Below are 17,802 nucleotides of genomic sequence, written 5' to 3'. Positions count from 1 at the left end.
CCCACCCGTGGACCTGTTTGACGACCTGCCCCTGGCCACTGAGGACCTGCGCACTGCCATCGCGCCCGGTGCTGTGCTGCTGCGCGGCCTGGGTCGGGCGGACGATGTGCAGCTGCTGGCCGCGGTGGAGTCCGTCATTGCCCAGCTGCCGCTGCGCCACCTGCAAACGCCGGGCGGCCACACCATGTCTATCCAGACCACACGCTGTGGCAGCATGGGCTGGGTGTCCGAGCCCGGTGGCTACCGCTACGCCCCGCGCAACCCCGGCACATGCCAGCCCTGGCCCGCCATACCCCAATGTTTGATGGACTTTGCCGTGCGCGCCGCCACGGAGGCCGGCTACCCCGGCTTTGTGCCCGACTCCTGCATGGTCAACCAGTACCTGCCCGGCAACAAACTCGGCCTGCACCAGGACCGTGACGAACGCGACCTGCGCGCGCCGGTCGTGTCGCTCTCACTGGGCTTGCCCGCCACCTTTCTGTTTGGCGGCTTAGAGCGCACCGGTAAAACCCAGCGCTTGCGCCTCGCCCATGGCGACGTGGTGGTCTGGGGCGGCCCGTCGCGCCTGGCGTTTCACGGCGTGTTGCCGGTGGCCGATGGCGACCACGCGTTGGTGGGGCGGCGGCGCGTCAACCTGACGTTTCGCAAGGTCGGCTGATATATAGCCAAATAGGCCTCTAGCCCCCGTCGAATATGCGCAAGCAGCTCCTAAAACAGGAGCAATTCAACGCTGCTGTCCTAGCGCCCGCAACTTGCCATGTGCCTCGCCATTCCGGTCCGCCGGCTGCTGGTGTTTGGCTTGCAGGTAGTGGTGGGTGAACACGTCCAGGTAGGCCTCCAGCGTTTGGGCGGCCAGGCGTTCGCCGGCCAGCTCCAGGCACAGGGCGCCTACCTCGCTGGTGCAAAAGTGGTCGTCGCGGCGGCTGCGGCGCAGGGTGTAGCGCGACAGCTGTTCGGGCTGCAGGCTCAGCACCGGCAGCGTGTTCAGGTAGGGGCTTTTGCGGAACATCTTGCGTGCCTCGGGCCAGGTGGCGTCCAGCAGGATGAACAGCGGGCGTTTGCTGGTTGGCCCGGCGGCAGATGGTGGTTCTATGAGCTGCGTCACCACGCGCGCAGGGTCCACAAACTCGCCAGGAAACACCACATACGGCTGCCACTGCGGGTCGGCCAGCAGTGTCAGCAGGGCCGGGTCTACCTCGGTGCGGGCCCAACCAAAGGCGTAGGTGTCTGCCACCACATCGGCAATCAGCCAGCCGGTGTTGCTGGGCTTTAGTGCTTCGATGTCGGCCATCAGCAGGCACACACCGGCGCGTGTGGGCACCACGGGGCGCTCGGCGCACAGGCAGTGGCTCAGCACCAGGCGGCAGCCTGCGCAGCGCGGTACGTCGGAGCCACCGCGGGCGAGGAAGGGTTTGGTGGCGCGCGCCAGGCGCGCGGTGCGCAGGCGCGACACCGCGTGGGGCGTTGGGGGCGTGTGTGGGGCGGCTTGCAGGGCAGCGGCAGGGGTCATGCGCCCGAGTATCGCCCGGCGCCGCAGCCGCTACCATGCGCCCATGTTTGCCCCACCCGCCCTGCAGTCCACCGCCAACACGGGCCACCCCGACCTGCAAGCCGCGCAAGCCCTGGCCTACACCCCCAGCGGTCTTGCCTGTACCGATGTGTTGCCCGAGGCCGAGAGCGCGGACTACGGCGCCCACACCCTGCTGCTGGGCGGCCTGCGGGTGTGTTTTCGTGTGGCCAAAATCACGCCCACCAAAGTCGGCCAGTTCGTCACCGTGTGGAAACGCGTGGGCCGCGGCCCGATACAACCGTTTGACCTGGGCGACCCGGTGGACCTGTTTGTGGTCAGCACCCGCAGCGGGCCCCACTTCGGGCAGTTTGTGTTTCCCAAAGCGGCGCTGGCGGTGCATGGCGTGGTGGCCCAACCTGGCAAAGACGGTAAGCGCGCCCTGCGTGTCTACCCGCCGTGGGACACCCCCACCAGCCGGCAGGCGCTGGCCACGCAGGCCTGGCAGCAGGCGTATTTTCTGGACCTGTCAGATCACCACGCGGTGGACCTGGCGCGCGCCAAGCACTTGCTGGCCGCGCCGCGTTAGGCACTTCAGAGCGGTTTGGGCACAAAACCTATCGTCAGCCCCTCGTCGGTCACGGTGATGCTGCCCGGCTGCATGCCCAGGCCATCGGGCAGGGCCAGGTCTTGCGGGCGCATGCGGTGCAGCACCACCTCCAGCAGTGTGCGTTCGGCCAGTGCCGGGCCGTAGGTATTGAGCAGTGCCACCACGCCGGGCTGCAGCGTGGGGAACTGCAGGCGTTTCAGGCGCAACTGGTGCGCGCGCACCGTGCGGTCCGCCACTTCGTAACGCAGCGCAAACTCCACCTCCAGCGTGCCCTGATGGCTGCGGTTGAGTGCGGGGCCGGCCGCGTCCACCACCATCTCGGCCCCCAGCCGGTTGGCCGCGGGCAGCAGGCGCAGCGTGGGCACCTGCACATCCAGGTTCAGCAGCCCCGGCACCGGGTAGCGCAGCGGAAACCGCTGCCCCACCGCCGCCTGCAGCGCCGCGCTTGACACCTTGTAGTGCGGCAACGCTGCGGGCGCGTCGTCTGGCTCGGGTTCAGGCTCCGCCCACGCTAACTGAGAGAGTGGCAGGCACAGGGCGGGCAGAAAGAGGCGGCGGTGCATAGGGGCTGGGTTAAGGGTCAAACGGGTCGCTAGCGCCTGTGGATGTTGCGCAAGCAGCTATTAAATATGTAGCGTTATACCTTGGGCGGCCGGTACAGCGTACAGCTCTTGTTGCCATCCGGGTCGCGCAGGTAGGCCAGGTAGAGCTGGCCCACGCCTGCTGCGTGGAAGGCATTGGCCTGCTCGGGCGATTTCATCTTGAAACCTATGGTGCTGCCATTGCCGTAGGTGGCGGCTGCGCCTTCGATCGCAGGCTGCGCTCACCCCGGCACGTTCACCGCGCAGTGTGTGGTTTGGTAATACGGCTCAAAAAGTGCGGCGTATTTGCAGAAATACGCCGCAGCCGGATTAATGCAGCTTTTGATCGGTAGTGTTGGATGCTGCGCGCACAAGCGCTGGCTGCAGTTTTGTACGCAGTGCATCCACCACATTACCCAACGGCATAGCCGCAAGCGTATTTTTTCTCAAGAACGCGGCCCACAGCGCCATGCGCGATCCATCGTTGGCAAACTCGTCACTCAAACCAATGGGCAGCTCGGTCGGCAATGGCGTAACGCGCCGGGTGAACGTGGCCGCAATCGCGCTGGCCAGGGTGTCAGCGTCTAATGTCTCGCGGTCCAACAGAATCCACAGGTCCAGGTAGTCCTTGAGCCTGCTGTTCGTCATACCCAGCAGCACAATGGCATGCAACTTTTCTGCCACCACGGTGTAGACCGGGTAGGTGCGCAGCTGCGGTGGCGCAAAGTCGGCAATCAGCACCGGGTACTTGGCGTCCACCGGGCCGGGCGTTATGGCATCACCAAAGCCGATGTCCACCTGCACCTTGCAGCGGGCGCGGGCCAGCTCTGCTGACACCAACACCCGCGCACCCGCATAGCCTGCGCTTTTGCGAATCTCTTCCACCTGCACGCTGGCGGCGTCGAACACCATGCCGTCTTCTGCAGCAACCGATACGATCTCGCGGAATGCCTGCGCTATTGCACCCAGATCGCTGGCCCCAAAACCCAGCAGATCAACATCGCGCGTGGGCCGGTGCGGCATGGCGTACCAAAGGTTGAACAGCATCGCACCTTTGAGCACAAAGCGGTCGGCATGGGCGGACTGGCTCAGCCGGTACAAAAAGCGCTCCAATGCATAGCGCACCAGCACGGCGTTGAAATCGGTTTGCTCCGCTTTGGCGATAACGAGCAGCCGTGCCCGCACCGAAGCCACCAGGTCTTGCACCATTCAGCCTCCGTGCCCCAGGGTTTCAAGGTAGGGCCGCATCACGTTGGCCACCCGGCAAATCTTGGCAAAGCGCCACAGGTCATTGGCGGTGGTCTTGTTGGTGGTTAGCGCTTGCTTCAGCGCTTCTATGGCCACATCCAGCCCAATCTTGTTCCGGTGCTTAAAGCAGTCTGCAATGGTTTTCGCCACGCCATACACCCGCAGCTCCACCTGGTCGGCGCGCACCACCTCTATGCCCTGGGTATACGCATCGCCAGAAAACTGCACCATCTTGACTGGCGGGTAGTCCATCTTCGGCGCGTGGCTGCCTTGCGGCATGGCGATCCACACTTGGCGCGGCAACTGCGTGGTGAGCTCGTGAATCTGCAGGGCCGTGAGCAAGCAAAATACCGCCTGCGGCACCTTGACCGAAATGGTGGCCAGGCTTTCATGCTCGGCACCCTGCGTGTCTGGCAGCCGGTAGACGCCGCGCCCCACGCGCTCCAGTTGGCCGCTGGCAGTGAGCCGCGAGAGCACCACCCGCGCAATACCTAGCTCCAGCAGATGGCTGGCGCGCAGCATGCCGCGCTGGCTGGCAAGCGCCAGTACGCGTTGGGTTTGGGTGTCGGTGGTCGCATCCATGGATGCCTGGAGTATGTTCCGTTTACGCGTTAATTGCAATTAAATATGGCGTTTATGGAACGCTGTGCCTATGCACACCTTCACGCCCATCGGCGTGCACAGCTCCACCAAAAAGCCGTTGATGGCGGCCATGTTGATGGCCAATGTCCCGTTGGTTTGTAATACCCGCACGGTACGCTGCCAGCCCGTGCGTGCATGGGCACACAATCAAGCACCCGCCCCATTTTTACCAAGAGAGTTCGCCATGAAAAAACCACTTGCCGCGCTGCTGCTCAGCAGCCTTGCGCTGGCCGCCAGCGCCGAGACCGTGGGCACCGTCAGCACCACTTTTAAACTGCTGAGCCCCAACGACAAAGTGGTGGTCGATGTGTTTGACGACCCGGCAGTAAACGGCGTGGCCTGCTACCTGTCGCACGCCAAAACCGGCGGCTACGCCGGTGCGCTGGGCCTGGCAGAAGACACCTCCGACGCCTCGGTGGCCTGCCGCCAGGTCGGCCCCATCAGCTTCAAGGAGAAGATCGACAAGCAAGACGAAGTCTTCAAAGCCAGCGCATCTTTCCTCTTCAAACACGTGCGCGTGGTGCGCATGGTGGATGTGAAGCGCAACACCCTGGTCTACCTGTCGTACTCCGACAAGATCATCGACGGCAGCCCCAAAAACAGCGTGACGGCAGTGCCCGTGCCGGCCGAGTTACCCATTCCGGTGAAATAAGGGTTACAAGCCAAATCGGCTCGCAGCACACATGGAATGTGTGCGAGCAGCTATCAAAAACGAAAAAGCTCTGCGCTGCGTTCAGCCCATCGGCGTGCACAGCTCCACCAAAAAGCCATTGATGTCGGCCACATAGGCAATCGTCTGGCCCCAGGCCATGGTTTCTACGGGGTGCTTGAGCGTGGCACCCGCAGCCAGCGCGCGCGCCAGTGCAGCGGCTACGTCTGGGGTGCACAGTGCGATTTCGGAGCTGGCTTTGTCAGGGTCGGCCACCTGGGGGGTCTTGCCCATCTGCTGCAACAGGCGGTGGGAGCAAAAAGCCAGGGCCGTGCTACCCGTGTCGAGTTCGCCAAAGTCGCCCCCTTCGGCCAGAAAACGTGTCTTTAAGCCAAAAGCAGCGTCATAAAACTGAAGTGTTGCGGGCACGTCTGGCACGTAGAGAATGGTGTAGCCGAATTGCATGGCAAAGCTTTCTTGGAGTTGCGTAAAGCCCGCACGATACGCCGGGCGCCAGCCCCCGTCTTGTAAAAAACCGACACCTCGCAGCCGCCCGGCACGCGGCATGGCGTAGGCACAATGGGCCCATGGCCTTGTACACCGCCACCGTCGACGTCTGGCAACACCACGCCCGCACCGCCCACACCACCACCGTGGTGCCCGACGGCTGTTGCGACCTCATCTGGCACGCCCTACCGGGCCAAGCCCCGCAGTGGTTTGTGACGGACCTGGCCGACCAACGCTACGACGTGCCGGGCACTGTGGATGAGCGCTACACGGGCTATCGCATGCAGCCGGGCACCTCGATAGACCGGGCGCGCCTGCTGGCCGCCGTGGCTGCGCGGCCTGGCTGCGATGCCGCCGACATCTTGCCCATCTTGCACGACTGCATACGGCTACACGCCCCGGTACACGACGCACTGCTGGCCCTGGCCGACAGCCCCAGCGTGGCCCGCGCAGCCCGCGCGCTGGGGGTGGCCGAGCGCACCTTGCAGCGCGTGGTGCGCACGGGCACCGGCCAACCGCCGGCCTACTGGAAGCGCCTAGCCCGCTTGCGCCGTGCAGCCCGTGCCATTGCGCAAGTACCCGCACAAACACCCCTGCAGGCCACCACACTCGCCGAAACTGCGGCCGACTGGGGCTACGTAGACCAAGCCCACATGACCCACGAATTTCGCCGTTGGCTGGGTACCACCCCCGCTGTCCTGCGGGAGCTGCCTGGTATGCAAGTGGCACTGGCGGCTACTGGGTATGGTTAGAGAGGGGTGGGCCTTGATTTTTTGCAAAAACATCTATTCAAAAACAGGTTTAAATGATTGATTTAAAAAGATATTTACGAAAGTAAATCTATTCATATAATCATTCATGCCCGCCGCCCCAGACCTCTCCGCCAGCATCTTGCAAGCCCTACGCCGCCAGGGCGGCGCGCTGAGCAGCGCCGAGCTGCAAGATACGCTGCGTGTGAGCCAGCCCACCGTGTCCCGCGCACTGGCCCCGCTGATTCAGGCGGGCGAGGTGCAAAAAGTGGGCGCAGCCCGCAAGCAGCGTTATGTGCTGCCGCGCACCGTGCGCGACGTGGGCCGCAGCGTGCCGGTGATGCGCATCAACGCGCAGGGCCAGCCCAGCCCGTTCGGCCGCATGGTGCCCCTGGCCAGTGGTGCCGTTTGGGTGGACGAAGAAGACGGCCTCTCCCAGCGCTTTGACGGCCTGCCCTGGTTTCTGGACGACATGCGCCCCCAGGGCTTTATGGGCCGCACCTTTGCCAGCACCCACCCCGAGCTGCAGCTGGGCAACGACCCCCGCTTCTGGAGCGACGACGACGTGCTGCGCGCCCTGGCCCTGTGCGGCGACGACCTGCCCGGCAACCTGGTGGTGGGCGAGGCCGCGTTTGCGCGCTTTCACAGCCTGCCCCAGCGCGCCAGCCGCGTGGCGTCCATCGCAGACTACCCGGCCCTGGCCGATGCCGCCATGCAAGGCAGCATGGGCGGCTCGTCTGCCGGGGGCGAGCAGCCCAAGTTCTGCGCCATCGTCGGTGGCGACCGCCATGTGCTGGTCAAGTTCTCCCCCGCAGGCGACGCGCCCACCGACCAGCGCACCCGCGACCTGCTGGTCTGCGAACACCTGGCCTTGCAAACGCTGGCCGATGCTGGCATTGCCGCCGCCACCAGCCGCATCAGCACCGGCGCGGGCCGCGTGTTTTTGGAAGTGGAGCGCTTTGACCGCACGCCCATCAACGCCGCCAACCCGCTGGGGCTGGGGCGCATCGGCATGGTGTCGCTCATGGTGTACGACGCCGAGTATGTAGGCGCCATGGACAACTGGGCCGCCACCGCCAACCGCATGCAAGAGCGCGGGCTGCTGCGCCCTGCCGATGCGCGCACCCTGCGCCTGCTAGAAGCGTTTGGCGAGCTGATAGCCAACACCGACCGGCACTACGGCAACATCTCCTTGCTGCTGGACGATGACGACTGGGCCCTGGCCCCCGCCTACGACATGCTGCCCATGCTCTACGCCCCCGTGGGCGGCGAGCTGGTGCCCCGCAACTTTGCAGCGCGCCCCCTGCAGCCCACCGCCGCCACCCTGCCCGAATGGCCGCAGGCCCTGGCCCTGGCCCGCAGCTTCTGGGCGGCGGCCAGTGCCGACGCGCGCATATCCGAAGGGTTCCGGCAGATTGCTGCGGAAAATTTAAGCCATATTGGCCGCTAGCCCAGGTGAAATATGCGCGAGGAGCTATGAAAATAGTAGCAAGTCGCGAGCGGCGGGGATGCGTTGGTAGCGGATGGGGCTGGTTTTGAGTTGGCTCGCAAATGCTCAAGAGCTTGGCTGAACGCCTGATTGCCGAATTTGGCAGCGGCTTCTTAGTCACCAACCTCAAACTCATGCGCCAGTTCTATGCACTGCCCCCCAAAGAATTGGTCAGACAGCGTCTGGCTTTTTCGAGACTCGGACAAAGCAGCCAATTGTCCAGACAGTGACTGGACAATCTGATGCCCAAAGACGCGAGCATCCACGCCCGGGAATACCAGCTCTATTTGCCAAGCAAAGAAGAGCTGCAGCAGAAACTTGCGGAGTGGTCCGACATTGAGAGAGAAATTGACCGCTAACCCCCGCAAAATATGCGCCAACAGCTATCAAAACATGAGCAATAAAGCCCACCACACGTTTGAAACCCCCGAGCAGCTACACGCCTGGCTGCAGGAGAACCACGCCAGCAAGACTGAGCTGTGGGTGCGCATCTACAAAAAAGGCACCGGCCTGCCCAGCGTGACGTGGGACGATTGCGTGGTGGCCGCCATCACCTGGGGCTGGATCGACGGCGTGCGCAACGCGCTGGACGACACCTCGTTTCTGCAACGCCTGACGCCGCGCCGCGCGCGCTCCAACTGGTCGCAGAAAAACGTGCAGCATGCCGAGCGGCTGATAGCGCAAGGGCACATGCAGCCCGCCGGCCTGGCGCAGGTGGAGGCCGCCCGCGCAGATGGGCGCTGGGCCAGCGCCTACGCCGGTAGCGCCACCATGGAGATACCCCAAGACTTTTTGGCGGCGCTGCAGCAAGACCCCGCCGCCCTGGCTTTCTACGCCACCCTGAAGCGGCAACAGCTGTTCACCATCTACTACCGGCTAAACAGCGCCAAGCGGCCGGAAACGCGGGAGAAGCGAATGGTGGAGATATTGGCGAAGTTGGGGCGCGGCGAAAGTCTTTGACCGCCAGTGGAACCATTAGCCTCTACTCTGTCTCAGCCGGGGTCAAGGGGCCTGGCAACTCGGCAAACTTTCCCGCCATCGTGGGGTTGCCCCGTGTGAGCTTTTTGATCGTCAGATCGTCGGCCTTGTCGTTGGCGAGTCGCAAATTGTTCGCAGACTTGTGCAGCGCTTCCTTGGTTTTTTCCAGGTCCTTGATTGCTTCGTCAATGCGCTTGATGGCTTCTTCAAAGCCTTCAGAGGCCAAGCGCCAATTGCGCCCAAACGCCGTCTTGAATTCGTCGAGCTGGGTTTCGAACTTCGTAATGTCCACGTTCTGCGACCGCACCAGCGCCAGCTCGGACTTGTATTTCATCGAGTTCAAAGCCGCATTGCGCAGCAGCGTGATCAGGGGCACAAAAAACTGCGGCCGCACCACGTACATCTTTGGATAACGGTGCGATACATCGACGATGCCGCTGTTGTACAACTCGCTCTCAGGCTCAAGCAGGGACACCAGCACCGCGTACTCGCACGCCTTTTCAGTGCGGTCTTTGTCCAGCTCTTTCAGAAAATCTTCGTTCCTCTTCTTGGTCGCCGTTTCATCGCTCTCGTTCTTCATCTCAAACATGATGGAGACGATCTCGGCGCCCGACTCGTCCGAGTCGCGAAAGATGTAGTCGCCCTTGCTGCCGGTGCGGGCGTCGTTGTCCTTTTCAAAATGCGCCCGTTGAAAGGCGGCAGCACGGATGCGGTTGAACTCGATTTCGCAGTGCTGCTCCAAGGTTTCACCAACCATCTTGGTCGATAGCCGTGCCTTCATGTCCCGCAGGCGCTCAATCGCGCCATCGCGCTCCTTGATCTGCACCTCGTACTTTTCCTTGATGGCCTTCTCTTCAAGCTGGTTTTTCACGGTGATGAGGCTGAGGTCATTTTTCAACCCATCGCGCTCCCGGGCGACCACACCCACGGCTTCATTCACGGCCAGCTGGCGCGCCACGTCACTGGCCTCCAGCTTGGCTTGCAGTGCCTGAATTTCGACGTCCTTTTTGGCGACAACCCCTTGCAGCTCTTGGGCCAGCTTGGCCTCGGCCAACTGAGCAGCTGCCTGCTGCGCGTTGCGCGCTTGCTCAAGCTCGTTCGCTAGCCCATCGCGCTCTTTGCTGACCGCGCCCAAAGCCTCCGTCACCGCCAGCTTGCGGGCTACCTCACCTGCAGCGAGTTGGGCCTGCAAGGCCTGAATCTCTGCATCTTTGCGCGCCGCAGCCCCTTGCAGCTGATGGGCCAGTTGGGCCTCGGCCAGCTTGAGCGCCGCCTGCTGGTCCAGCTTGGCCTGCGCCAGCTCGTTGGCGATGGCATCGCGCTGCTTTTCCACCGTGCCTAAGGCCTCTGCCAACGCCAGCTTGCTCGCCACCTCACCCGCGCCGAGCTGTGCTTTCAGAGCCTGAATCTCCGAATCTTTGACGGCCGCGGCTTTTTGCAGCTCATTGGCGACCTTGGCCTCGGCCAAGGCAATCGCGTCGCGCTTTTCCCGCTCGGCCAGCTCCAGCCGCTCGTGCAACTGTTTGTCAAAATCGCCATCACGTACCTGCTTGAGGATGTCGGCGTATCCGGCCTCGTCGATCTTGAAGGCTTTGTTGCAGTGGGGGCAGATGATTTCATGCATGTACGTGCTTCCGCTTTTTCATTAGTTGTTATACCTCTGAAAAAGCGAATGAATTCTTTATTGATCTCGCAAAATATGACCCAACTGAACCTGCAGACATCAATTCTTGATGAATGTGTTCTGGCACATCAAAGTATTGATAGATACGTCCCGAATTGAACTCGACTTCGAGTGTGGAGGTTGTCGGGTCGTAGCCCACGGAGGCGAGATTGGAAGAGCTTACTGAGTCGCGTTGCATATCATTCCTTCTTCTTCGTTTCCTGATTCCGCCAGGCAGCAACTAAATCTGCATAGGTTTCCTTGTTGAGCGGATCATTCCATCGCTCAGCGATTTTCGGATCGCTGCTGTTTGGATATTTGTCGTCCGGGAGCATGTTGAACCGACAGCGTGTGGGCAGTTGTGCTGCTTCTCCAACGATGATTGCCTCCCCAGTACGCAATACCGGCAATGAATCAATGATCCCCGCAAGTCCCTCCGACATTGCTGCTTTTACGATCCCGCGATCGGTTGAATTATTAATTCTTAGGGAAATTATGGTGCCGCATTGAGACAGGATGGTTTCGTCAATTTCCGAGGGGCGCTGGCTGACAATCATTGCACCGACGCCAAATTTTCGACCTTCTTTGGCAATTCTCTGGACCATCTCCTTTGCAAGGCCAGGTTCGCCCTTTCCTAGGTACCGATGAGCCTCTTCAAGTACAACCAAAAGCGGCCGATGGCGCATACCTTCGTTGAGATTTCGCCCCCAAATCGCCGCTTCAAAAATTAGATCTAAGACTGAACCAAGCAAAAGGCTAAGTCGTGCAGAGGGCATTCCAGACAAGTCGAAAATTGTGATTGGCTTGTCGTGTCCAATCCACTCCTCAAGTAAGGCGTCCAAGTCCTTTTCGACTTTCCCATCGGTATCTGGGTTCCATGGTCCAGGCTCAAGTAGAAATGAATACTGAGTGTCAACCAATCGTGACTTCATCATTTCTAGTTGTCTCTTCATCGCTCCAGAGCCGCCTTTCTTTGGTAGTGATGAACCTGGTCCAGGAGGCTGAAACTTTGGAGCAACTAGGTTTGAAAAATCTCCCTCCCCACCAACGGCGTAGGCAGGCGTCGTCATGTTGTTATCCAGCCAATTCACTCCATCGTCATAAGACAGGTCATGCCACATTTTCCTTATGCGGTAGGGCAGTGGAGTGCTACTGGTGACCTTATTCTGATCAATTCCTGCAATGGCATTCGTGGCAATAGCTTCTTTCTTGTCGTCAACAGTTTTATCCAAGAACTGGGATTTCTGAGACTCGTTTGGACTATTGCAAAGAAATTCAAGAAGCTTGTCTGGTGAGACGCACCAATACGGTATGTATAGCTGATTCTCATCTGAAGGCAATACAGAGAATACTTTCGCAATGTCCTTCAATGCAGATGCGTATTCACCATGTATGTCTATGAGAAGAATTCTTGCAGAAGGAAGTGCGACTCCCTCATTGCGCAGAACCATTGACCTAAGCAAACTGGCTGTGCTTGTTGACTTTCCTGATCCCGTAGATCCAAGAATTGCAGAATGCCTTGAAATTAACTTGTCTAGATCAAGGCTGACACCAATACCCTCAGAGCTGGAAAGACGGCCTACATTGAACTGACTTTGAGAGGTTCTTTTGAAGATATTTTTTAGGTCGCTATCAACGACAAAGTGAACTTGGTCGCCGATGCTGGGGTATTCACTAATGCCACGATCAAATGAATCACCAAGTGACTCTCCAACCAGTTCTACCTTGATCCATTTTCGATCCTTGGCTAGACCTATGTCCATGTCGACGGTCGATGATTCGTTCGATTCGGAGATAACGCCATAGAGATGGTTGTATCCCAGTGGAATCTTCACAAAACTTCCCACTTGACCTATCCGATAGTTCCTCCCTTCCAGCACTACGATTCCCGATTCAACAGAAATAGCGAGATCAACGGAGACGGATGAACTGGAGACTCCGGTGACTACGCCAAGCAATGTGGGTTGAGATGTCATTTTGCTGGCACCACGTCTATCTCAGTAGTCGCATCCTGAGATATATCACTTCCGGCCGTTGCGAGAAATCTAGCTAATTTCTTAAAGTCGCCAAGGAGAAATTTGTTCTCTTTGTAGTATTCGGCTCGTATTTCGTGCCAATTTTTTGTTGGTGGCGTACCTATTTTCCATTTCGCTTGTATGCCATTGATGATCGCACCATCACTACAAAACACACTGATTCCAGGGCACTTCATTGCGAGCTCTATAACGTTTTTTTCCTCTTGAAGCGTTCCAAACTGAAACGCAAATAGAGCGGAAGAGGGGTTTGCTAGCAAGCATTCCAGCAGCTTAGAAGATATGTGTGCATCAGCAAATGAGAACCCACTCGACATTAAAAATGAATCTGGCTCCATTAAAAAATCTTTGAGGCGTTCAAAGAGTGAAGAAAACGGTGCTGCCTGTGTTTGGTCGTATTTGATGTGCGACGGATAAACCATATTTGCATTCTTGGAATTTGGCACGCGCACTACTTCACCTGCGGCATTGCTTTCCCAGCCGATTGAGCCATGAAGTTTCCATAGCCTTACCCACCGAGGCGGTAAGTCATTTTTGGAAATGCTTGAAGGATCAAAAAATGCATTCTTTGATCCGCTGAAGCCATCAAAGTATGGCGTTTTTGCTCTTTCCAATGCTGTTTCAAACAGTAGGTCGTAGTTCGTTGTAAAAATTTCTACGCCGTACTTACGGTTTATCCCATTGATCCAGGCGACCACTTCGGAATAAGGATTGGGTGGCGGTGGCAAATCTTTGCTAACCACATCTCGGATTACGTTGCAGATACAGGTCGAAAGATCTAAAAATTCCGTTGAGGTGTATTCGAAGATTTTGCTAGTTCCAACGACCTCGGCCAGCATTCGAGTTCTTGAGAGAATTTTCTCCAAGTTCGAGTTGGTAATGGACTCTTTTATCTGCGCATAGACCTTCTGATGTGGGGCGCTTAGCTGATTCAGAACGATCACTTCAAGGCCTGCGATATTTGGAATAAGGGGTTCCCATTGACCACCAGTTCCAACGTCAATACTTACTGGAGCGCCGGCACCTAGCAAAAGGCCAATGCGCTTCTTGCCGTTGGTGGCAATTTGTCGTAGCCCAAACATGTGTTGATCGGGGTTGTGAGCGGTGTTTTCCATTCGATCGTTTCCTATTTTCTTTCCGTTAATGATGCGTTGAGCTATTTGCGCACGATTCGCTTCTGTCACCTAGGCACCCGGGCTTTGGCAATCTAGTTGCATGCCAAATACTCCGTTGCCACTCACCCCCATCACCAACCGATGTGTCGCCCGCGTAGCCGCCACATAAAACACCCGCGCCGCTTCCTGCTCGTCCTCCCCCGCCGCAGGCATATGCCCCACGCCGGGTAGCGCCACCACCGGAAACTCCAGGCCCTTGCTGACCTTCATGGTCATGATCTGGATGGCATTGGCGCGGGGGTTGAAGTCGCCCGCCCGCTTGCGCACGTTGAAGGGCAACCTGCGCTGCTCCAGTGCCTTGGCGCACAGGTCCATGGTGAAGTAGTCGTGGCACAGGATGGCCATGTCGCCCCAGGCGTGGCCTTCTTGGTGGGCGCGGCCCATCTCGTCGGCGATGGCAAAGACTTCGTCGCGCAGGCTGGGCAGGCGGATGATGAGTGGGGCCTCGCCATCGCGCCCGCAGCTGATGGGCTTGAGCAGCGGGATGCCGTCGTCGTCTTGGTCTTCGTTGGTCAGCAGGTCCGCCGCCACCAGGCTGGCGGTTTGCAAGATCTGTTTGGTGTTGCGGTAGTTGATCTTCAGGATGGTGGTACGTCCCTGCGCCTGAATGCCCACGCTTTTGAAGCTGAACTGTTTGCTGCGCGCGCGTTCGTAAATGCTTTGCGCATCGTCGTACAGCACCAGCAGGCTGTTGGTGGTGGGGTCCACCATCTGCGTCACCAGCTTCAACCACTCGGGCGCAAAGTCGTGGCCTTCGTCAATCATCACGGCCTGGTATTGGCCGCTGGGGATTTGCTTGCGGTCCACGGCGGTGATCACGCGGTGCACCATGTCGTCCATCATGGCCGATGGCGCTAATCGACTATCGGGCAGTGTCTGCCCAAACGCCACCAGTTGGTCGCGGCACCACCTGTGAAAGTGGCGCACATGCACCTTGCCGCCCAGGCCCTTGGTGGTCATCACGCTGTGCAGCTTCACGCCCAGCGGTTCGTTAAAGCAAAGGATGAGGATGGGTTTGCTGCTAGGAGTGCTGGCCTGCGCCAGATATTCCGCGCGGTAGCCCAAGATCATGGTCTTGCCCGAGCCCGCCACGCCGTGGATGACGCGGTGGCCTTCGCCCAGGCTGCGGGCCAGCTGTTCTTGCTGCAGGTCCATCACGCGCATGATGTCGGGCAGGTTGGCGTCTGCATCGTCGTCGTCAAACAACGCGCCCTGTTGCACGCGCACCTCGGGGAACATGATCCAGCGCACGCGGTCGATCTGTGGCAGGCTGAGGGCGCCGCGCATGCCGAAGGGGAACATGTCCCACAGGCGGCTTTGCAGGTCTTCGGCGTCCACGCTCTCGAGCATTTCGTCTTGGCAGATCACGCGGTTAGGTTCAATGGCGTGATGCAGCTCCGCCGCCTCAAACTGTTTGCGGGTGATGTTGGGCAGCACCACGCCATAGCTCCAGGGGAAGGCCAGCTTGCCCGCGTGCGCGCCGTCGGGCTGCACCAGCTGCGCGTCGCGCTCCAGCGCCTTCACCACCTGGTGCGCGTATTGGCGGGCTTGCTCCAGTGGGTTGATCACCGTCTTGGGGCCGTTGTCGCCCAAGATTTCCCAGTTTTGTTTGTCAGCTTTCAGGATGGTGGTGCCAAGCCGCCAGTCTTTCACCTCCAGCACCAAGATACCGCGGCGCGGGTGCAGCACACAAAAGTCGGGGTGGGTGTTGCGCGGCCCCATGGGCACGTCGTACCAAAGCCGGTAGTCGTCGTCGAGTTTGGCTTCCAGCCGTTCGGCCAGCCTGCGTTCGCCGCTGGTCATGCGCGAGACGCACGAGCCCAATGCAGGAATAAGCGTTGCCATTCCGGTGTCACCCTCCCTGAGTGAGTTGTATCGTTATGTAAGCATCATGCCGCCAAAGGCGGCGTGCGGCTAGTGGGCCTGGGCTGGGTGTGGGCTTTTTACAAAAGAAATAAGCCCCTAGCGCCCGTGGAATATGCGCAAGCAGCTATCAAGTTCATAGCGCCTAGCGCAGGGCCGCTGGCAGAAGCAGGCGCATAATTGCCGCCAAACAATAGGGGTGGGGAGCAAGGCAGCACATGGCACAGACACGGAGCTGGATGGACGGGGCACGCGCACGGCGCTGGCTGTGCTACGCCGTGGGGTGCCTGCTGCCGCTGTGGGCCGCAGCGCAGGCGGTGCCGGTGCAGCCCGCAGGCGCCGGTGGGCGCGACCTGCTGGCCCACGTCACCTACCTGGAAGACCCCAGCGCCAGCCTCAGCCTGGAGCAGGTGCAGCTGGCCGACCGCACTGGCCGTTTTGCGCCACCGCCACCTGCCAGCGGCGCCTTGTCGTTTGGCTTAACGCGCTCTGCCATGTGGCTGCGTGTGGCGCTACACAACCCGGGCGCGCAGCCCAGCACACAGCTGCTGGTGGTGCCCAATGCGCTGATCTCCCACGTGTCGCTGTATGCGCCAGACGCCAGTGGCCACTACCAGGCCACCCACACGGGCGGCGACGCGCCCTTTGCCACCCGGCCCTACCCAGACCGGCAGCTGGCGTTTCCGCTGGCGCTGCCTGCGCAGGCCGAGCAGGTGCTGTACGTGCGGGTGCAGTCCACCATTGGGCTGCTGGTGCCACTGCAGCTGTGGCAGCAGGACGACTACGCCAGGCAGGCGCGTTACGACTACGGTGTGCAGGCCTGGTACTTTGGCATGGCGGCGGCCATGGCTTTGTTCAACCTGATGCTGTTCATTGCGCTGCGCGACCGCATTTACCTGCTGTATGTGGCCTTTGTGCTGTGTATGGCATTCAGCCTGGCCCGCAAGGGTGGGCTGGCTACCGAGTTCTTGTGGCCCGCCGCGGTAACGTGGACCAATGTGTCGTACTACACCGGCTCATCGCTTGCGCTGGCTGCGTTTATGTTGTTCACCCGGCGCATGCTCAACACGGCAGTGCTGTCGCCCCGGGGCGACCGGCTGTTGCAGGTGCTGGTGGTGGCGCAGCTGGTGGCTGTGGTGGGCTATGTGCTGGCGCTGGAGGCGGTGGTGCGCTACGCGCTGGTGTTGTTTTTGGTGTCGGCCGCCACGGTGGTGGCCATGGGCGTGTGGGGCGTGGCCAAGCGCATGCGCAGTGCCTACTTTTACATGGGCGCCTTTGCCATGCTGCTGCTGGGCGCGGTGACCACGCTGCTGCGCACGCTGGGCTGGCTGCCCACCAATGCACTCACGGTGGACGGCCTGCAGCTGGGCTCGGCGCTAGAGATGCTGCTGCTCGCCTTTGCGCTGGCCGACCGCTTTAACCAGATGCGCCGCGAAAAGCTCAAGGCCCAGCGCGAGCTGGTAGAGACGCAGCAGCGCCTGCTGCAGACGCTGCAAACCTCGGAGCGCGACCTGGCCCAGCGCGTGGATGAGCGCACCCAGCAGCTGCAGGCGCTGAACGAGAGGCTGGAAGCGCTGAGCATGGTGGACGGCCTGACTGGCATTGCCAACCGCCGCCAGTTTGACCAGGAGCTGCACAAGGCCTGGGCACGCCTGGAGCGCCTGGGCCAGCCGTTGGCGCTGGTGATGCTGGATGTGGACATGTTCAAGCGCTACAACGACCACTACGGCCACCAGGCTGGCGACGAGTGCCTGCGCAAGGTGGCGCAGGCCATGGCCAGCGTGGGCCGCACCACCGATGTAGTGGCCCGCTACGGCGGAGAGGAGTTTGTGATGGTGGCCCCCGCATCCGACGGCCCCAGCGCCCTGCTGCTGGCGCAGCGCGCCTGCCAGGCCGTGCAGGCGCTGGGTGCAGAGCACGCGCAGTCGCCCTTTGGGGTGGTGACGGTAAGCTGCGGCGCCGCCTGCGTAGTACCTGGCCCCAGCCACACCCCGCAAGACCTGTTGCGCCAAGCCGACGCCGCGCTGTACCAAGCCAAGTCCCAGGGGGGCAACCAGGCGGTGCTGGCTGATTTTTAAGCCAAATAAGCCTCTAGGCCACGTGGGGTC

19 protein-coding genes are annotated in these 17,802 nt (G+C 60.5%); 7 read left to right on the top strand and 12 right to left on the bottom strand.

The window, feature by feature from the left end:
* Positions 1-7: 7 nt before the first annotated feature.
* Positions 8-658 carry a DNA oxidative demethylase AlkB gene (gene alkB / locus AC097A_RS13585; protein WP_479621251.1) on the top strand — a complete coding sequence of 217 codons (651 nt, stop codon included), beginning with the start codon at positions 8-10 and terminating at the stop codon, positions 656-658.
* A gap of 66 nt (positions 659-724) precedes the next feature.
* On the opposite strand, the gene AC097A_RS13580 is transcribed toward alkB, so the two are convergent.
* Positions 725-1,510: a tRNA-uridine aminocarboxypropyltransferase gene (locus AC097A_RS13580; protein WP_479621250.1), complete on the bottom strand. Its 786-nt coding sequence runs from the start codon at positions 1,508-1,510 to the stop codon at positions 725-727.
* On the opposite strand from AC097A_RS13580, the gene AC097A_RS13575 reads away from it, so the two are divergent.
* Positions 1,509-2,096: a MepB family protein gene (locus tag AC097A_RS13575; RefSeq protein ID WP_479621249.1), complete on the top strand. Its 588-nt coding sequence runs from the start codon at positions 1,509-1,511 to the stop codon at positions 2,094-2,096. The two genes, AC097A_RS13580 and AC097A_RS13575, sit on opposite strands and share 2 nt — an antisense overlap.
* A 5-nt stretch (positions 2,097-2,101) precedes the next feature.
* Here AC097A_RS13575 and AC097A_RS13570 read toward each other — a convergent pair whose 3' ends face one another.
* From AC097A_RS13570 to AC097A_RS13550, 5 genes are all read right to left on the bottom strand, one after another.
* A complete protein-coding gene (locus tag AC097A_RS13570; RefSeq protein WP_479621248.1) occupies positions 2,102-2,680 on the bottom strand; it encodes a DUF1439 domain-containing protein in 579 nt (192 codons plus the stop codon).
* Positions 2,681-2,754: 74 nt separating this feature from the next.
* Positions 2,755-2,877, bottom strand: coding sequence for a hypothetical protein (locus AC097A_RS13565; RefSeq protein ID WP_479621247.1), 123 nt, complete (start codon positions 2,875-2,877; stop codon positions 2,755-2,757).
* A gap of 151 nt (positions 2,878-3,028) precedes the next feature.
* A complete protein-coding gene (locus AC097A_RS13560; RefSeq protein WP_479621246.1) occupies positions 3,029-3,907 on the bottom strand; it encodes a nucleotidyl transferase AbiEii/AbiGii toxin family protein in 879 nt (292 codons plus the stop codon).
* Positions 3,908-4,528: a type IV toxin-antitoxin system AbiEi family antitoxin domain-containing protein gene (locus AC097A_RS13555; protein ID WP_479621245.1), complete on the bottom strand. Its 621-nt coding sequence runs from the start codon at positions 4,526-4,528 to the stop codon at positions 3,908-3,910.
* 39 nt (positions 4,529-4,567) lie between these two features.
* Positions 4,568-4,699, bottom strand: a complete 132-nt coding sequence (locus tag AC097A_RS13550) for a hypothetical protein (RefSeq protein ID WP_479621244.1) — start codon at positions 4,697-4,699, stop codon at positions 4,568-4,570.
* A 73-nt stretch (positions 4,700-4,772) separates the two neighbouring features.
* On the opposite strand from AC097A_RS13550, the gene AC097A_RS13545 reads away from it, so the two are divergent.
* Positions 4,773-5,240, top strand: a complete 468-nt coding sequence (locus tag AC097A_RS13545) for a CreA family protein (RefSeq protein WP_479621243.1) — start codon at positions 4,773-4,775, stop codon at positions 5,238-5,240.
* A gap of 81 nt (positions 5,241-5,321) precedes the next feature.
* Here the strand turns inward: AC097A_RS13545 and AC097A_RS13540 are convergent, their stop codons facing one another.
* Positions 5,322-5,702 carry a VOC family protein gene (locus AC097A_RS13540; protein WP_479621242.1) on the bottom strand — a complete coding sequence of 127 codons (381 nt, stop codon included), beginning with the start codon at positions 5,700-5,702 and terminating at the stop codon, positions 5,322-5,324.
* 122 nt (positions 5,703-5,824) lie between these two features.
* On the opposite strand from AC097A_RS13540, the gene AC097A_RS13535 reads away from it, so the two are divergent.
* The 3 genes from AC097A_RS13535 (at position 5,825) to AC097A_RS13525 (ending at position 8,942) form a co-directional block, all read left to right on the top strand.
* A complete protein-coding gene (locus AC097A_RS13535) occupies positions 5,825-6,496 on the top strand; it encodes a helix-turn-helix domain-containing protein (protein ID WP_479621241.1) in 672 nt (223 codons plus the stop codon).
* Between the two features lie 106 nt (positions 6,497-6,602).
* Positions 6,603-7,943 (top strand): type II toxin-antitoxin system HipA family toxin YjjJ, encoded by a 1,341-nt coding sequence (yjjJ, locus tag AC097A_RS13530; RefSeq protein WP_479621240.1) that lies wholly within the window; start codon positions 6,603-6,605, stop codon positions 7,941-7,943.
* 432 nt (positions 7,944-8,375) lie between these two features.
* Entirely contained in the window at positions 8,376-8,942 is a 567-nt protein-coding gene (locus tag AC097A_RS13525) for a YdeI/OmpD-associated family protein (RefSeq protein ID WP_479621239.1), read from the top strand.
* Between the two features lie 22 nt (positions 8,943-8,964).
* On the opposite strand, the gene AC097A_RS13520 is transcribed toward AC097A_RS13525, so the two are convergent.
* From AC097A_RS13520 to AC097A_RS13500, 5 genes are all read right to left on the bottom strand, one after another.
* Positions 8,965-10,584: a DUF2130 domain-containing protein gene (locus AC097A_RS13520; protein WP_479621238.1), complete on the bottom strand. Its 1,620-nt coding sequence runs from the start codon at positions 10,582-10,584 to the stop codon at positions 8,965-8,967.
* 28 nt (positions 10,585-10,612) lie between these two features.
* Positions 10,613-10,822, bottom strand: a complete 210-nt coding sequence (locus tag AC097A_RS13515; protein WP_479621237.1) for a KTSC domain-containing protein — start codon at positions 10,820-10,822, stop codon at positions 10,613-10,615.
* A 1-nt stretch (position 10,823) separates the two neighbouring features.
* Complete coding sequence (locus tag AC097A_RS13510) at positions 10,824-12,599, bottom strand: ATP-binding protein (RefSeq protein WP_479621236.1); 1,776 nt, start codon at positions 12,597-12,599, stop codon at positions 10,824-10,826.
* Positions 12,596-13,771, bottom strand: coding sequence for an SIR2 family protein (locus AC097A_RS13505; protein WP_479621235.1), 1,176 nt, complete (start codon positions 13,769-13,771; stop codon positions 12,596-12,598). Before AC097A_RS13505 ends, AC097A_RS13510 begins: the two co-directional genes overlap by 4 nt.
* Before the next feature lie 69 nt (positions 13,772-13,840).
* Positions 13,841-15,676 (bottom strand): DEAD/DEAH box helicase, encoded by a 1,836-nt coding sequence (locus AC097A_RS13500; protein WP_479621234.1) that lies wholly within the window; start codon positions 15,674-15,676, stop codon positions 13,841-13,843.
* A gap of 236 nt (positions 15,677-15,912) precedes the next feature.
* Between AC097A_RS13500 and AC097A_RS13495 the strand changes: the two genes are divergently transcribed.
* Entirely contained in the window at positions 15,913-17,772 is a 1,860-nt protein-coding gene (locus tag AC097A_RS13495) for a diguanylate cyclase domain-containing protein (RefSeq protein ID WP_479621233.1), read from the top strand.
* Positions 17,773-17,802: the final 30 nt, after the last annotated feature.

The sequence above is a fragment of the Rhodoferax sp. XS2R6 genome (genome assembly GCF_056521365.1).
This window is presented reverse-complemented; position numbering and strand designations above follow the sequence as displayed.

Excerpts from the sequence above, each read along its gene's own strand:
- AC097A_RS13540 (WP_479621242.1), bottom strand. The coding sequence starts at position 5,702 with ATGCAATTCGGCTACACCATTCTCTACGTGCCAGACGTGCCCGCAACA.
- AC097A_RS13580 (WP_479621250.1), bottom strand. The coding sequence starts at position 1,510 with ATGACCCCTGCCGCTGCCCTGCAAGCCGCCCCACACACGCCCCCAACG.
- AC097A_RS13495 (WP_479621233.1), top strand. The coding sequence starts at position 15,913 with ATGGCACAGACACGGAGCTGGATGGACGGGGCACGCGCACGGCGCTGG.
- AC097A_RS13510 (WP_479621236.1), bottom strand. The coding sequence starts at position 12,599 with ATGACATCTCAACCCACATTGCTTGGCGTAGTCACCGGAGTCTCCAGT.
- AC097A_RS13520 (WP_479621238.1), bottom strand. The coding sequence starts at position 10,584 with ATGCATGAAATCATCTGCCCCCACTGCAACAAAGCCTTCAAGATCGAC.
- AC097A_RS13575 (WP_479621249.1), top strand. The coding sequence starts at position 1,509 with ATGCGCCCGAGTATCGCCCGGCGCCGCAGCCGCTACCATGCGCCCATG.
- AC097A_RS13560 (WP_479621246.1), bottom strand. The coding sequence starts at position 3,907 with ATGGTGCAAGACCTGGTGGCTTCGGTGCGGGCACGGCTGCTCGTTATC.
- AC097A_RS13545 (WP_479621243.1), top strand. The coding sequence starts at position 4,773 with ATGAAAAAACCACTTGCCGCGCTGCTGCTCAGCAGCCTTGCGCTGGCC.
- AC097A_RS13500 (WP_479621234.1), bottom strand. The coding sequence starts at position 15,676 with ATGGCAACGCTTATTCCTGCATTGGGCTCGTGCGTCTCGCGCATGACC.
- yjjJ (WP_479621240.1), top strand. The coding sequence starts at position 6,603 with ATGCCCGCCGCCCCAGACCTCTCCGCCAGCATCTTGCAAGCCCTACGC.
- AC097A_RS13570 (WP_479621248.1), bottom strand. The coding sequence starts at position 2,680 with ATGCACCGCCGCCTCTTTCTGCCCGCCCTGTGCCTGCCACTCTCTCAG.
- AC097A_RS13505 (WP_479621235.1), bottom strand. The coding sequence starts at position 13,771 with ATGGAAAACACCGCTCACAACCCCGATCAACACATGTTTGGGCTACGA.
- AC097A_RS13525 (WP_479621239.1), top strand. The coding sequence starts at position 8,376 with ATGAGCAATAAAGCCCACCACACGTTTGAAACCCCCGAGCAGCTACAC.
- AC097A_RS13515 (WP_479621237.1), bottom strand. The coding sequence starts at position 10,822 with ATGCAACGCGACTCAGTAAGCTCTTCCAATCTCGCCTCCGTGGGCTAC.
- AC097A_RS13535 (WP_479621241.1), top strand. The coding sequence starts at position 5,825 with ATGGCCTTGTACACCGCCACCGTCGACGTCTGGCAACACCACGCCCGC.
- AC097A_RS13565 (WP_479621247.1), bottom strand. The coding sequence starts at position 2,877 with ATGAAATCGCCCGAGCAGGCCAATGCCTTCCACGCAGCAGGCGTGGGC.
- AC097A_RS13555 (WP_479621245.1), bottom strand. The coding sequence starts at position 4,528 with ATGGATGCGACCACCGACACCCAAACCCAACGCGTACTGGCGCTTGCC.